This window comes from Mitsuaria sp. MSU3D, assembly GCF_056867975.1.
This window is the reverse complement of sequence record NZ_CP200314.1, coordinates 1,734,372-1,750,006: the sequence shown is the minus strand read 5'-3', so window position 1 is coordinate 1,750,006 and position 15,635 is coordinate 1,734,372. Positions and strand designations below refer to the sequence as shown.

Annotated in this window: 9 protein-coding genes; all 9 read left to right on the top strand. The window is 70.3% G+C overall.

Going from position 1 to position 15,635, the window contains the following annotated elements:
• The first annotated feature begins 28 nt into the window (after positions 1–28).
• The 9 genes from AC1VNM_RS07715 (at position 29) to AC1VNM_RS07675 (ending at position 15,598) form a co-directional block, all read left to right on the top strand.
• Positions 29–2,323, top strand: a complete 2,295-nt coding sequence (locus tag AC1VNM_RS07715) for a hypothetical protein (protein WP_483106463.1) — start codon at positions 29–31, stop codon at positions 2,321–2,323.
• Entirely contained in the window at positions 2,320–4,866 is a 2,547-nt protein-coding gene (locus AC1VNM_RS07710; protein ID WP_483106462.1) for a glycoside hydrolase family 95 protein, read from the top strand. The genes AC1VNM_RS07715 and AC1VNM_RS07710 overlap by 4 nt, the downstream gene beginning before the upstream one ends.
• A 25-nt stretch (positions 4,867–4,891) precedes the next feature.
• A complete protein-coding gene (locus tag AC1VNM_RS07705) occupies positions 4,892–6,238 on the top strand; it encodes a GDSL-type esterase/lipase family protein (protein ID WP_483106461.1) in 1,347 nt (448 codons plus the stop codon).
• A 57-nt stretch (positions 6,239–6,295) separates the two neighbouring features.
• Positions 6,296–7,717: a GH1 family beta-glucosidase gene (locus AC1VNM_RS07700; RefSeq protein ID WP_483106460.1), complete on the top strand. Its 1,422-nt coding sequence runs from the start codon at positions 6,296–6,298 to the stop codon at positions 7,715–7,717.
• Positions 7,718–7,728: 11 nt separating this feature from the next.
• Complete coding sequence (locus AC1VNM_RS07695; protein ID WP_483106459.1) at positions 7,729–9,195, top strand: MFS transporter; 1,467 nt, start codon at positions 7,729–7,731, stop codon at positions 9,193–9,195.
• Positions 9,196–9,233: 38 nt separating this feature from the next.
• On the top strand, positions 9,234–10,619 hold the full coding sequence (locus AC1VNM_RS07690) for a glycoside hydrolase family 5 protein (protein ID WP_483106458.1): 1,386 nt from the start codon (positions 9,234–9,236) through the stop codon (positions 10,617–10,619).
• Between the two features lie 219 nt (positions 10,620–10,838).
• Positions 10,839–11,852, top strand: coding sequence for a family 43 glycosylhydrolase (locus tag AC1VNM_RS07685; protein WP_483106457.1), 1,014 nt, complete (start codon positions 10,839–10,841; stop codon positions 11,850–11,852).
• Positions 11,849–12,799, top strand: a complete 951-nt coding sequence (locus AC1VNM_RS07680) for a hypothetical protein (RefSeq protein WP_483106456.1) — start codon at positions 11,849–11,851, stop codon at positions 12,797–12,799. The genes AC1VNM_RS07685 and AC1VNM_RS07680 overlap by 4 nt, the downstream gene beginning before the upstream one ends.
• Before the next feature lie 171 nt (positions 12,800–12,970).
• A complete protein-coding gene (locus tag AC1VNM_RS07675; RefSeq protein WP_483106455.1) occupies positions 12,971–15,598 on the top strand; it encodes a TonB-dependent receptor in 2,628 nt (875 codons plus the stop codon).
• Positions 15,599–15,635: the final 37 nt, after the last annotated feature.

Below are 15,635 nucleotides of genomic sequence, written 5' to 3'. Positions count from 1 at the left end.
CCGGACACACAACCCCGAGACATCGCGCATGCAACGCCGCCGCTTCATCTCCCGCACCGCCGGTCTCGCCGCGCTCGGCGGCGCCATCGCGGGGCCTTTTCCCGCCGCCTTCTCAGGCGCGCTCGCCGCCACCGGCGCTTCCGCCGTGCCGTCCGTCGTGCCCTACGACTGGCGCAGCGTGCCCTTCGGCGGCGGCGGCTTCGTCGACGGTTTCGTCTTCCACCCGCGCGAGGCCGGACTGCTCTACTGCCGCACCGACATCGGCGGCGCCTACCGGTTCGATCCGAAGGCGCGGCGCTGGTGGCCGCTGCTGGACCACCTCGACAAGGCCGACGCCGATCTGATGGGCGTGCTGAGCGTCGCGGTCGACCCGAACGATCCGGACCGCGTCTACCTGGCCTGCGGCCTCTACCTGTCCAAGGACGTGCGAGACGGCGCGCTGCTCGCCTCCAGCGACCGGGGCCGCACCTGGACGACGCACCCGCTCGGGCTCGGCCTCAAGATCGGCGGCAACTCGCCCGGCCGCGGCAGCGGCGAACGCCTGCAGGTCGATCCCTGGGTCGGCGAGGTGCTCTACCTCGGCAGCTCGCAGGACGGCCTGCTCAAGAGCACGGACCGCGGCCGCAGCTTCCAGCCGCTGGCGTTGCCGGCGCGGCATGTGTCGCTGGTGCTGATCGACGCGGCCAGCGGCGCGGCCGGCAAAGCGGCGTCGCGGATCTACGCGGGCAGCCACGACCAGCCGGGCCTCTACGTCTCGGACGATGGCGGACGCAGCTTCGCCCGCGAACCCGGCACACCGGCGATGGCGCCGCAGCACGCGGCGATGGGACCTGACGGCGTGCTCTACGTGAGCTTCGCGGGCGGCGATGCGGGACAGGCGGTCAACCCCGGCTACGCGTCGCGTGGCGGCGTCTGGAAGCGCGAATCGCGCGGCGGTCGCGCCGTCTGGACCGAGATCACGCCGGTCAAGCCCGGCCAGGGGCTGCAAGGCTTCGGCTACTCCGGTCTCGATGTCGACCGCGCGCGGCCGGGACGTCTGATCGTCTCGACGATCGAGCGCTGGGTCGACGGCGACGATCTCTTCCTCAGCGAGGACGGCGGCGCGAGCTGGACCGCGATCGGCGCGCGCTCGACGCACGACGTGGCGTCGCGCCCCTGGCTCGCCGACTACAAGCGCGCGACGCGACGGCCGGATCCGATGGGCCACTGGATCGCCGACGTGAAGCTCGATCCCCACGACGGCAGCCGCGCGATCTACGGCACGGGCTACGGCGTGTGGATGACCGACACCCTGGCCGCGGCCACGCGCACGCCGGCCGGCCGGGTCGCGTGGCGTTTCGAGGTCGAGAACATCGAGGAAACCGCGACGCTCGAGATCAAGAGCCCGTCCGGCGGCGCGACGCTGCTCGCCGCGATGGGCGACGTGTCCGGCGCGGCCTGGGACGACCTCGCGAAGAACCCGTCGGCGGGACTGTTCTCGCCGAGCAACGAGACCAACCGCTCGATCGACGCCGCGCAGCTCGAGCCGCGCGTGCTGGCGCGCACCTCGGACCACGCGCCCACCGGCGGCTACGTGTCCGTCGACGGCGGGCTGAACTGGCGCCCGTTCGGACCGTCGCCGAGGCAGGCGGCGGACGCGCGGGGCCATCGCGCGCCGACGGGCCTGGTCGCCGTCAGCGCCAAGGGCGGCTTCCTCGTGTGGGCGCCGGAACGGCAGCCGGCGATGTGGTCCAGGGACAAGGGACGCAGCTGGTCGCGCAGCGAGGGATGGCCCGACGATCGCAGCCCGCTGCTCGCACCGATCGCGGACCGCGCGGTCGAAGGCGTGTTCTACGTGCTCGACCGCGCGCAGGGCCGCGTGCTGATGAGCACCGACGGCGGCCAGCGTTTCCAGCCCGCGGTCGACGGGCTGCCGAAGGTCGGCGACTGGCAGGACGCGCAGCTGGTGTGCGCGCCGGGCCGCGGCCGCGACCTGTGGTTCGCGCTGCCCAACGGCCTCTTCCATCTGCCCGCCGTCGATCAACCGATGCAGACGATCAAGCCGGTCGCCGAGGCCTGGATGATGGCGCTGGGCAAGAGCGCGGCGGGCGCGGCGTACCACGCGATCTACGTCTGGGGACGGGTGTCGGTGGGCGGCGCCTCGCCGCTCGAGGGCCTGTTCCGCAGCGACGATGAGGGCCGGAGCTTTGTCCGCATCGGCGACGACCTGCACCGCTACGGACGCCTGCTCTCGATGGCCGCCGATCCGCTGGAGCACGGCACCGTGTTCCTGGCGCCCCATGGACGCGGCGTGGTCGTCGGCAAGCCGAGGGCCTCGGCGTGAGCGAACGGCGCGCCGCCTCCTTCGCAGGCCGCGTCTCCGCGCGGTTGCTGATCGCGGCCGTGACCGTGATCGGTGCCGTCATCGCACCGATGGCATCGGCATCGACGGCGACCGAGACTGCGGCCGCGGCGCCGGCCGACCTGCGCCTGTTCGAACGTTCGCCCGCGCCCGACACGCCGGACGGCTGGGAGCGCCAGGCCTTGCCCATCGGCAATGGACGACTCGGCGCGATGCTCTTCGGCGGCCTCGCGCGCGACCGGATCCAGTTCAACGAGAACACGCTGTGGACCGGTGACAGCCGATCGATGGGCGCCTACCAGCCCTTCGGCGACCTGATCCTGTCGCTGCCCGGGCACGACAGCGGCGTCCAGGACTATCGACGCGAACTCGACATCGGCAACGCCGTCCATCGCGTCAGCTACACGCGGGGCGACGTGCGCTTCACCCGCGAGACGTTCGCGAGCCATCCCGCGCAGGCGATCGTGCTGCGCCTGAGCGCCGATCGCGGCGGCCAGTACAGCGGCAGCCTCGCGCTGACCGACCGCCACGGCGCGCGCCTGATCGTGGACGGCGCCCATGGCACGCGGCTGACGACGACGGGCTCGCTCGCCGGGTATGCGCCGCCCGGCCCCGACGGCCGGCCCGGCGACCAGCCGCCCACCGCCAACCGCATGCGCTACGCCGCGCAGGTGCGCCTCGCCGCGGAAGGCGGCACGGTGCGTGTCGAGGGCGACCGGCTCGTCTTCAACGATTGCGACGCCCTGACGATCGTGCTGGCCGCCGGCACCAGCTACCTGCCCGACGCCTCGAAGGCGTTCGACAGCGGCATCGATCCGCTGCCGCGCGTCGTCGCGCAGCTCGACGCGGCCGTCGAGCAGCCGTGGGCCACGCTGCTCGAGCGGCACATCGCGGACCACCGCCGCTTCTTCGCCCGGCTGGCGTTGAACCTCGGCCGCAGCGACGACGAGCGCCGCGCGCTGCCGACCGGCGAGCGCCTGCGCCGCTACACCACCGAGGGCCGCGATCCGGAGCTCGAGGCGCTGCACGCGCAGTACGGCCGCTACCTGCTGATCGCCAGCTCGCGCGACTCGCTGCCCGCCAATCTGCAGGGCCTGTGGAACGACAGTCTCACGCCGCCCTGGAATTCGGACTACCACACCAACATCAACGTCCAGATGAACTACTGGCCGGCGGAGACGGCCAACCTGGCGGAGATGGCGCGCCCCTTCCTCGACTTCGTGCGACGCCAGATCCCGATGTACCGGCGGGCGGTCGCCGAGGTCGCGGCGCGAGCTTCAGCTTCAGCATCGACATCGACATCGACATCGACATCAGGCGGCACGACCGCGACCGGCGCCGTCGTCTCCCGCGAGCCGATTCCCATCGGCGCGCATGCCGGCGAGGTCCGCCCGCCCGAAGCGCGTTTCCTGACCGCGCAGGGCCGACCGGTCCGTGGCTGGACCGTGCGCACGGAGTCGAATCCGTTCGGCGGCATGGGCTACCTCTGGAACAAGACCGGCAACGCCTGGTACCTGCAGCACTTCTGGGAGCACTATGCCTTCGGCGGCGACCCGCGCTTCCTGCGCGAGGTCACGCTGCCGCTGATGAAGGAGGTCGTCGCGTTCTGGGAAGACCAGTTGGTGGCGCTGCCCGACGGCCGGCTGGTCGCGCCGATGGGCTGGTCGCCGGAGCACGGTCCGGTCGAGGACGGCGTCAGCTACGACCAGCAGATCCTGTGGGACCTGTTCAACAACGCCGTCGCCGCGGCCGACGCGCTCGGCGGCGAGCGGGCCTGGCGCGGTCACGTGGCCGCGCTGCGGGACCGGCTCGCGGGTCCGCAGGTGGGCAGCTGGGGCCAGTTGCTCGAATGGCTGGACGAGAAGCGCGATCCGGTGCTCGACACGCCGGGCGACACGCACCGCCACGTGTCGCACCTGTTCGCGCTCTTCCCGGGCCGGCAGATCTCGCCCGCGCGCACGCCGGCCTGGGCGGCCGCCGCGCGCCGCACGCTGGAGGCCCGCGGCGACGCGGGAACCGGCTGGTCGATGGCCTGGAAGATGGCGTTCCGGGCACGGCTCGGCGACGGCGATCAGGCCTACCGCATGCTGCGCGGCCTGCTCGCGACACCCGGCGCCCGCGCCGCCTTGCAGGCCGGTCCCGGCACCGAATCCAACAACGCCGGCGGCACCTATCCCAATCTGCTGGACGCGCATCCGCCGTTCCAGATCGACGGCAACTTCGGCTACACGGCCGCGGTGCTCGAGATGCTGCTGCAGTCGCAGGACGGCGAGCTCCAGTTGCTGCCCGCCCTGCCCTCGGCCTGGCCCGACGGCCGCGCGACCGGACTGCGCGCCCGCGGCGGCGTCGAGGTCGATCTTGCGTGGTCCGTCGGCCGCGTGACGGCGGTGACGCTGCGCGCCGCCCGCGACGGCTTCGCGGCCGCGCGCCGCGTCGTCGTGCGCACCGGAGACCGACGCGCGACGGTCGTGCTCAAGCCCGGAGACACCCGCCGCCTCGACGGCGAGCTCCGCCCGATCCGATGAACCCGCTCTTCCCACAGTCCCGCCCATGTCCAAGTTCACCATGACCGCCGCCCTCCTCTCCACCGCGACCTTGTCCGGCGTCGTGCCGGCCGCGCTCGCCGCCGACGCGCCCCCGGCCGGCGCGGTCGACGAGTTGCGTGTCTTCGTCGACCAGCCGCTGCCGGGCCATCAGTGGACGATCGCCGACTTCGAGCTCAGCGCGCCGCTGACCGGCGATCGCGCCGAGGTCCCCAAGCCCGCCAAGCCCCAGGTCGAGGCGAGCCGGGTCTCGGCCCGCCGCAGTGCCAAGGACGGCGCGCGCGACGCCGTCACGATGACGTGGCAGGAAGCGTGGTTCGCCAACCTGCGCATCGACGGCGGTCCGCCCGTCGATCTGCGCCCCTATCTGGCGCACGGCACGCTGGAGTTCGACATCAACGTCAAGGCGCTGTCCCAGGCCGGTCTCGGCTTCAAGCTGGCCTGCGGCGACGGGTGCGAACGCAAGGTCAACTACCTGATGCCCGGGCGCGCGCTGGAGGGCAAGGGCTGGCAGCGGCTGTCGTTCTCGCTGTCGTGTTTCCATCGCGACGGCGACGACTTCAGCCGGGTGCGGCAGCCTTTCTCCGTCGAAGCCAGCGGCAGCGGCGAGCTGTCGATCGCCAACGTCCGTTTCGTGCGGCGCGGACAGGCCAACGCGGTCTGCGCGGACTACCGCACCGAGTCGCTGACCCCGTCGCCGCTGATGCAGGCCTGGGCGCTGGAGTGGTGGATGCCGCGTCATGAGCAGAAGCTGGCCGCGGTCCGCGCGCTGCGCGAGAGCGGCAGGAGCCCGGAGGTCGTCTTCATCGGCGACTCGATCACGCAGGGATGGGAGGACGCCGGCAAGGCGGCCTGGGCCGAGTACTTCGCCCGCTACGACGCGCTGAACCTGGGCTTCGGCGGCGACCACACCGAGAACGTGCTGTGGCGTCTTCAACATGGCGAGATCGACGGCATCGCGCCGAAGGTCACCGTGCTGATGATCGGCACCAACAACACCGGCGACCGCCAGGACGTGCCCGCCGTGACCGCCGCCGGCGTGCGCCGCCTGATCACCGAGATCCGCATGCGGCAGCCCTCGACCCGGATCCTGCTGCTGGCGATCTTCCCGCGCGATGCCAGGCCCGACGGCCGCGCACGCGCGATCAACAACCAGGTCAACGCCATCATCCGGGACTTCGCCGACGGGCAGGTGATCCATTTCCTCGACGTCGGCGCCTCGCTGACGAACGCCGACGGCACGCTCTCCCCGGACGTGATGCCCGACTTCCTGCACCTCAGCGAGCGCGGCTACCGGCAACTGGCGCAGGCCATCGAGCCGACGCTGACGCGTCTGCTGAAGACCGCCCGCTGAGCCGGCCCGCACCGCGTCGCGCTTACCCCCTCCGACCCTCACACCACGAGCAGTCCCTTGACCTCCACGCCTGACCCCTCCCCCTCCGTGTCGCCCGCCGTGTCGTCCGTCCTGTCGCCGCTGCCCGCCTTCGGCTACGCGTCGCCCTTCCCCGACACCTTCGTGTTCGGCGTGTCCGCCTCCGCGCCGCAGATCGAGGGCGCGGCCTTCGAGGGCGGCAAGGGCGAGTCCAATTGGGACCGCTTCAGCCGCCAGCCCGGCGCGGTCCACGGCGGCGACACGCTGGACGTGGCCGTCGACCACTACCACCGCTTCGACGAGGACTTCGCGCTGATGGCCTCGCTCGGCGTCAAGGACTACCGGATGTCGATCGCCTGGCCGCGGATCATTCCCGACGGCACCGGCGCGGTGAACGAGGAAGGACTGCGCTTCTACCATCGGCTGTTCGCCAGCATGCGCCGGCACGGCATCACGCCGTGGGTCACGCTGTTCCACTGGGACCTGCCGATGGCGCTGGAGACGCGCGGCGGCTGGACCTCGCGCGAGACCGTCGACGCCTTCGCGCGTTATGCGGAGGTCGTCGTGAAGGCCTTCGCGAGCGAGGTGACGCACTGGATCACGCTCAACGAGATCCGCTGCTTCACGATGCTGGCCTACGGCTACGGCACCAAGGCGCCGGGCCGCCGCGAGCCGGAGGCGGTGGTCAACCAGACCTATCACCACGCGATCGTCGCCCACGGCCATGCGGTGCGCGCGGTGCGCCTGCACGGCGGACCGGGGGCGAAGGTCGGCCTGACCGACAACTGCGACGTCAGCGTGCCCGTCAGCGAGACCCCCGAGGACATCGCCGCCGCGACCGCGTGGTTCCGCGACCGCAACGCCCACATCCTCGGCGCGATCCACGCGGGCCATTACCCCGAGTCCTACCTCGCGCGCGTCGGCGACGCCGCCCCGACCGTGCTGCCGGGCGACTTCGCGCTGATCAGCCAGCCGACCGATTTCCTCGGGCTGAACATCTACACCGGGCACTATGTCCGTGCCGCCAGCAACGCTGCCGGCTACGAACAGCTCGCGCTGCCGAAGAACTACCCGCGCGCCGATCCGCCGTGGCTGCACCTGGTGCCGCAGTCGATGTACTGGGCGCCCCGCATGGCGGCGGAGCTCTACGGCCACCGCTCGATCTACATCACCGAGAACGGCTGCGGCTACGACGACGAGCCGCTCGTCGGCGGCGAGTGCCACGACCTGCACCGGCGCGACTTCCTGCGCGGCCACCTGCGCGAACTGCATCGCGCGATCGGCGACGGCGTGCCGGTGGACGGTTATTTCCTCTGGTCGTTCATCGACAACTTCGAATGGGAGGACGGCTACCAGCGCCGCTTCGGCCTCGTGCACTGCGACTACGACACCTTGGCGCGCACGCCCAAGCTGTCCGCGCGCTACTACGCGCGGATCATCCAGGAACGGCAGATCCTCTGAGCCCGCGCCCCATGAGTGCCAACAGCCTGAACTCCACGTCCGCCGCCGACGGCGCCGCGCCGATGCCTCACGCGATGCGCCCGCACGACCGCGTCCCGATGCCGCAGAAGCTCGGCTACGGGCTGGGCTCGATGATCGACCTGTGGGGGCACTGGCTCTACGCGTCCCTGGCCTTCCACGTCTTCAACGTCTTCCTGGGCGTCGCGCCGGGGCTGATCTCGACGGCGCAGATGATCAAGATCATCGTCGACGCCGCCTCGGACGCGATCTTCGGCTGGATCTCCGACAACACGCGCACCCGCTACGGGCGGCGCCGGCCCTTCATCCTGATCGGCGGCGTCCTGGCCGGCATCGGTCTGCCGCTGATGTTCGCGGTGGGGCGCGGCTGGACGGACATGCAGTACTTCATGTTCATGGTGCTCTCGACGGTGATCTACGTGCCGGTCATGAGCTGCTTCAACATGCCGTGGCTCAGCCTGGGCTCGGAGATGACGCCCGACTATCACGAGCGCACCAACGTGATGTCGATCAAGAACGCGATCCAGAAGGTGCCGGAGCTGGCGATGTTCTTCGCCGCGCAGTTCACCACGCTCGCGTGGTTCCACGGCGCGGACGGCAAGCCCGACATCCTGCGCGGCGCGCAGACCTATTGCGCGCTGCTGGGGGCGGTGATGGTGGCGGTGTCGGTCGTGATGTTCATGACCGTGCGCGAGCGCTACTACGAGAAGCTGGTCGCGCATTCGCAGACCCACATCCCCTTCGCCGACACACTGTGGCGCACCCTGCGCTGCCGGCCGTTCCGGCATCTGCTCGGGATGATGCTGGCGTACGGCATCGGCACCGCGATGGTCGCGGCGCTCGGGTACTACGCGACGGTGTACTACGTCTGCAAGGGCGACGTGACGCTGGCCACCCAATGGAACACCGCGATGGGCCTGTCCGGCATGGCGTTCGGCTTCCTGGGCATCCCGTTCTTCAACCTCGTCGCACGGCGGCACGGCAAGCGGGCGGCGCTGGCGCTGGTGCTGTCGCTGGCGATCTGCGCGTTCATCGGGGACTGGTGGCTCTACGACCCGGAACGCCCCGCGCTGCAGCTGCTGGCCTGCGGATTCGTCGCCTTCACCGGGGCCGGCTTCTGGACGATCTACGGCTCCGCGGTCGCCGACGTCATCGACTACGACGAACTCCAGACCGGCCAGCGCCGCGAGGGCTCCTTCGCGGCCTGCCAGTCCTGGATCTCGAAGGTCGGCATCGCGCTGGGCGTCGGCGCCTCGGGCTGGATCCTGCAGTTCACCGGCTTCGATTCGAAGGTGCCGGTGCAGAGCGAGCACGCGATCTTCATGATCCGCCTCCTGCTGTCCGGCATCCCCGTGGCCGGGCTGCTGATGGCGCTGGTGGCGGTGTTGCGGTTCGAGCTGACCGAGCGCGGCATGGAGGAGATCCGGCAGCGCCTGGAGGCGCAGCGCGGCACCGTGTGAGCGGTACGCCATCCATTCACCCACAAGACGGAGACACGATGACGACACGAGCTTCCCTGATCGCGCTGCTCACCGCGGCTCTCGGCCTGATCACCGGCCTGGAGGCGGCGGCGCAGAGCTGCACGCCGACGGCGATCAAGCCCTATGTCAAGGTCGGCAGCGGCGCCTGGACGCAGGGCGCGGCGGCCACCGTCGCCGCCGGCGGGACGGTCACCCTGGGTCCGCAACCGACCAGCGGCGGCGCGTGGAGCTGGTCCGGCTGCGGCGCATCGTCCGGCAGCCGGGAGCTCGGCCTGACCGCCAAGGCCAGTTGCGCGGCGGTGGCGACCTACACCAACGCCTGCGGCGCCAAGACCACGCAGAGCTTCGCGATCACCGTGCCCGGCATGCGCGACCTGACCAGCCTGCAGCTGTCCAAGCTGATGGGCGCGGGCTGGAACCTGGGCAACTCGCTCGAGGCCATCGGCGGCGAGACCGCCTGGGGCAACCCGGCGGTGACGCAGGCCATGTTCAACGCGGTGAAGGCGGCGGGCTTCAAGACGGTGCGCATCCCCGTGTCGTGGAAGCAGTACGCGGACGCCAACGACAACATCGGCGCGACCTGGATGGCGCGGGTGAAGCAGGTGGTGGATGACGCGCACAACGCCGGCCTGTATACGATGATCAACATCCACTGGGACGGCGGCTGGATGCAGCCGACCTATGCGCAGCAGGCGACGGTCAACGCGCGCATCACGAAGTTCTGGACCCAGATCGCCAACACCTTCAAGGGCTACGACGACACGCTGCTGTTCGCGGGCACCAACGAGGTCATGGTGACGGGCGACTACGGCACGCCGACGGTCGAGTACTACACGGTGCAGAACAGCTTCAACCAGACCTTCGTCAACGCGGTGCGCGCGACCGGCGGCGGCAACCTGGCGCGGCACCTGGTGGTCCAGGGCTTCAACACCAACATCGATCACACCGTCAATTTCGCGACGGTGCCGAGCGACTCGGTGGCGCGCCGGCTGATGATGGAAGTGCACTTCTACGACCCGTACAACTTCACGCTCAATGAAGGCAGCAGCATCTGGCAATGGGGTGCGGGGGCGACCAGCGCCGCCAACACGGAGACCTGGGCCAACGAGGCCTACGTCGACGGGCAGTTCCAGAAGATGAAGACGCGCTTCGTGGACCAGGGCATCCCGGTGATCCTGGGCGAGTTCGGCGCGATCCGCCGGACCGAGTTCCCCGGTGCGGAGACGTATCGCACGGCGTGGGACCGCTACGTCGCGCGTTCGGCATGGACGCACGGCGCCGTGCCGGTCTACTGGGACGCCGGGGCCGCGGCGTCCAACCACAGCACCGGGCTGTTCGATCGCGCGACCGGCGGCCAGGTCTATCCCGGCGTGATCAGCGCGATCGTCGACGCGGCGAAATGACGCGGCCGGATCCGGCGAGTCCGGATCCGCTTTCTCCGCGTCTTCCGCCGTCGCCACCCGATGCCCGCGATGCCCGAAGCGGTATCGCCGCCGGCACCGAATTCATTGGTCCCTGCCTGGCCCGTTTCCTAGCATCGCCAGCGGGCACGCAGAGCGCCTGCGTGCTCCCGCGCGACCGCGCGGCCATGAGAACCAATACATACGGACCGGAGACAAGACATGACCCTCGCATTCCCGCGCCTGGCGATGGCGGCACGCTGGCTTCACTCCACCCGCGCCGCGCTCGCCCTGCCGCTGGCCGCCCTGTCGATGGTGGCGACGAGCGCGGCCCTGGCCGCGCCCTGGACGCTCAGCGGCTCGCTCGGCACGCACGATCCCGACATCTACAAGACCAGCGCCACGTGGTGGATCTTCGAGACCACCGACAACGGCGGCATCGGCGTCAAGTTCTCCAGCGACGGCCACGCCTGGACGCAGGGCCAGCCGATCTTCAGCGGCGGCCTGTCCTGGTGGAAGTCCTACATCCCCGCCAACAAGACCGCCCAGGTCTGGGCGCCGGGGTGCGGCGAATGGGGCTCGCTGGGCTACTGCTATTACGCGGTGTCGAGCTTCGGCTCGCAGAAATCGGCGATCGGGCTGACCACCTCCGCAGGCGGCATCGCCGCCGGGAAATGGGTGGACCAGGGCGCGGTCGTCAGCTCGCAGGCCGGCGACACCTTCAACGCCATCGACCCCGCCCTCGCGAAGACCGTCGGCGGCAGCCCCTACCTGGTCTACGGCTCGTTCTGGAACGGCATCTTCATCCGGCCGGTCAGCAGCACCACGCTGAAGCCGTCGGGCAATCCGACCAACATCGCGCGCGACACCGTCAACGGCATCGAGAACGGCTTCGTCATCTCGCACGCGACCAACGGCACGACCTGGTACTACCTGTTCGCGTCCAAGAACGCCTGCTGCCAGGGCGCCAACAGCACCTACCGCATCGTCGTCGGGCGATCGAGCGCCATCACCGGTCCCTATGTCGACAAGGCCGGCGTGGCGATGATGTCGGGCGGCGGCACGGTGCTGGCGTCCAGCGGCTCGCGCTTCAAGGGACCGGGCGGACAGTCGCTGCTCGCGGACGGCTCGGTGATCGCCTGGCACGCCTACGACGCGCAGAACAACGGCGCGCCGGTGCTGTTCATCAACAACGTGACCTGGGGCAGCGACGGCTGGCCGCAGGCGGTCTGGTGAACCCCGCGCGGCTCACGCTCGGGGCCGTGCTGGGCGGCGCGCTGACGGGCTTCGTCGCGGGCTGCCTGGTGGACGAAGGCCGTGAGCCGGTCGTTCTGGCCGTCGCGCATCAGGCGCCGATGCCGCCCCTCGACGTGGGCCGGTCCGCCCGTGCGCCGGGCACGGTGAGGGTCGCCGAGGCGGCCGCCGCGATGCCGGACGCCGACAGGCCGGATCTCCCGGCCTTGCTGCACGCGCCGCCCGGCGAGTTGCGGGCCAGCGTCCTCACCGCGCTGCGCCACCGCGCCGACGGCGGCTGGCTGTACGCGCGGGCGCTGGTCCAGCCCTGCGCGACGCTCGAGCTGATGGCGGTGCGGGCGCAGGTGGCTGAGCCGGTGTCGCTCGACCTGAACAATCCGCGGGCGCAACGGGCCGCGCGCCAGCGCGACCAGCTCGCCGCCGCGTGCGCGCAACTGCAGCCCGAAGAGATCCAGGAGGCGATGAACGTCCCGCCGGGATCGATCGATCCGCTCATCGCGCTGAGGGACCGGCAGGTGCAACCGGGCAGCGCCGAGGCGCGTGACCGGATGGCGGCCATCCTCGACCGCCCCGATCCGCTGATGCTGGCGGCGCTCGGTCCGGGCCTGCTGCAGCGTGACGGCGAGGCGTACGTCTTCGACGGTCGGCGCCACGGGGACGAGACCGAACGCCGCGAGATGGAGGCCGCGGCGGTGCTGCTGGCCTGCTCGCTCGGCCTGCCTTGCGACGACAGCAACGAACTCGTCTGGGCGCCCTGCCTGATCGACGGCGACTGCCGCCATGCGACGCTCGCCGACGCCGTCATGGACGAGCTCGGCGCGGCGGACCATCCCGAGCGCCGCGCCGCTGTCATGGCCTGGGTGGGGAGGCTGCGCGGTGCTGTCCTGGCGCGCGAGGTCGACCGGTTCGTGAATCCGCCCGCCCGGTAATCCGGGCCTGCCCTGATGCCGAATTTGGCATTGCGCAACTGGAAAATGTGATTGGCTCTGAATCGCACGCTTTCCTAGCATCAGCTCCGCTCGACAAAGGACCCTGAGGGGCTTGTGGGCGTCGTCCGGGACCCTGCCGGTGCGACCAGCCATAAAAACGACGGAGACAACATGAGCAAGATTCCTTTCGCGTTGCGCGGCACCGCGGCTGCCGCCACCGTTCTGGGCCTCATCGCGGGCGCCCACGCCCAGCAGGCGCCTGAAGAGAAGAAGAAGGCGGACGACAACCAGCTCGAGACGGTGGTCGTCACCGGCATGCGCCGCTCGGCCGAGTCGGCCCAGACGATCAAGCAGAACAGCGACCAGGTGGTCGACTCGATCGTCGCCGAGGACATCGGCAAGTTCCCCGACAAGAACGTGGCCGAGATCCTGGGCCGCGTCACCGGCGTGCAGATCCAGCGCAACAACGGCGAGGCCAGCGGCGTGATCGTCCGGGGCCTGGGCGGCGTGGTCACGCTGCTCAACGGCCGCGAGTTCTTCTCGGACTCGGGCCGCAGCCTGTACCTGTCCGACGTGCCGGCGACCATGCTCAAGCGCATCGACGTCTACAAGACGCAGGAAGCCTCGCTGCCCGAAGGCGGCACCGCCGGCGTCATCGACGTGCGCACCAACCGCCCGCTGGACTTCAAGGACGCGCAACTGGTCGTGTCCGCCCGCGGCGAACGCCGCGACAAGGCCAAGACGAACAACCCGGACATCTCCGGCATGGCGTCCAACCGCTGGAAGACGGACCTGGGCGAGATGGGCGCGCTGATCGGCCTGTCCTACCAGCGCGGCCAGTACCACGATGAAACCGGCTTCGTCGGCAATCCCGAGCAGATCGTCGTGCCGGGACGCACGAACCCGGTGCTGGGCACCGACTCGATGGGCCGCGTCTTCGCCCTCGGCGACCGCAAGCGCGTCGCCGGCAACTTCGCCCTGCAATGGAAGCCGAACAAGGATGCCGAGATCTACCTCGAAGGCTTTGGCACCCGCATCGACCACCGCTATCAGCTGTCGTTCCTGGTGGGCGGCATCGGCATGTTCAACGACGGCGCCTGGCGCCCGGCGCCCGGCACCGTGATCACGACCAAGCCGGGCACCGACAACCTCGACACCGCCACCAACACCAACTATCCGGGTTGGGGGTTCACCTCGACGCAGGCCAAGCACGACGAGGTCGGCAACAACCAGCTGGCCCTGGGCGGCAACTGGCGCATCACCGATCGGCTGAAGGTCAGCACCGAGCTGGCCCGCACCCGCAGCGAGATCGACTGGGTCAACCGCATCCTGGACACCGGCTACAACCCCACCAGCACCGTCGCGATGGTGCGCGGCGGCGGTGGCTACATCGACTATCCCGGCCTGGACCTGACCGACGCCGCGAACTTCCACGTCAACGGCGGCGTCGACGTGCGCGGCCGTCGCGAGGGCCGCTCCACCGACTGGCGCGCCGATGCCGACTACGACATGGGGGACGGCTTCCTGAAGGAGCTCAGCACCGGCGTGCGCCTGGCCAAGCGCGATGCGATGTCGATCAACACCAACATGCCGTGGACGACCTCGTTCTCGGCGGTGGGCCAGACGCTGACCAACTTCCCCGGCGTCTACGAGGTGTCGCCCAAGACCTACGGCGACTTCGGCGTGAAGCGCTACGTCTTCGCGTCCCGCGACTGGCTGCTCGACAACGGCGACGCGTTCCGCCAGATGCTGACCGGCAGCACGACGCTGACGCCCTACGACCCGATGACGCTGTTCGACGACACCGAGAAGACCAGCGCCGTGTATGGCCGCGCCAAGTTCGGCTTCGACGCGTGGGGCGTGCCCGTCTCCGGCGTGGCCGGCGTGCGCCTGGTCCGCACCGAGCAGACGCTGCGCGGCAATTCCCGGGACGTCTCGTCCAACGTGATCACCCCGGTGCTGGTCGACACGTCGCGCACCGACGCGCTGCCGACCCTGTCGTTGCGCGCCGACCTGACCCCGCGCCTGGTCAGCCGGCTGGTCTGGGGCAAGACGATCGAGCGTCCCAACTTCGTCGACTACAACCCCGGGCAGACCAACTCGCCGCCCGGCGGCGGCACCACCTTCGGCACGCTGTCGGGCGGCAATCCCGACCTGAAGCCGACCGAGTCGAACAACACCGACGTCGCGCTCGAGTACTACTTCGCCAAGACCGGCTCGGTCACCGGCACGGTGTTCGAGCACAAGTTCAAGAACCGCGTCATGACGCAGACGACGCAGACCACGATCAACGGCGTCCCGTACAACGTGACGCAGCCGGTCAACGTCACCCGCGCCAACCTGCACGGCTACGAGCTGAGCTACCGCCAGTTCTACGACTTCCTGCCGGGCTGGCTGGGCGGCTTCGGCATGGAGGCCAACTTCACCTTCATGACCGGCAAGCAGACCCAGCCGGACGGTACCGACGGCCCCTTCCTCGGCCAGTCGAAGAAGGCCTACAACCTGGTGGGCATGTACGAGCGCAACGGCATCTACGCCCGCCTGGCCTACAACTGGCGCGACAAGTTCCTGGCCGAGTTCCCGTACCGCAGCACGCAGCACGCGCTGTGGGTGGCGCCGCTCAAGACGCTGGACCTGTCGCTGGGCTACGACGTGACCCGGCAGATGACGGTGTCCCTGGACGTGACCAACCTGCTGAACCAGGCCTATCACGACTACTTCGACAAGGACCCGTCGCTGGTGCGTGACGTGCGCTACTACGACCGCACGGTGGCCCTGGGCCTGCGCTGGAAGCTCTGATCCCGCCCGCCGACGACCTCGCAGCTCCCCCCGTACC

Coding starts and splice junctions, on each gene's coding strand:
- AC1VNM_RS07715 (WP_483106463.1), top strand. CDS start 29: ATGCAACGCCGCCGCTTCATCTCCCGCACCGCCGGTCTCGCCGCGCTC.
- AC1VNM_RS07705 (WP_483106461.1), top strand. CDS start 4,892: ATGTCCAAGTTCACCATGACCGCCGCCCTCCTCTCCACCGCGACCTTG.
- AC1VNM_RS07695 (WP_483106459.1), top strand. CDS start 7,729: ATGAGTGCCAACAGCCTGAACTCCACGTCCGCCGCCGACGGCGCCGCG.
- AC1VNM_RS07690 (WP_483106458.1), top strand. CDS start 9,234: ATGACGACACGAGCTTCCCTGATCGCGCTGCTCACCGCGGCTCTCGGC.
- AC1VNM_RS07685 (WP_483106457.1), top strand. CDS start 10,839: ATGACCCTCGCATTCCCGCGCCTGGCGATGGCGGCACGCTGGCTTCAC.
- AC1VNM_RS07675 (WP_483106455.1), top strand. CDS start 12,971: ATGAGCAAGATTCCTTTCGCGTTGCGCGGCACCGCGGCTGCCGCCACC.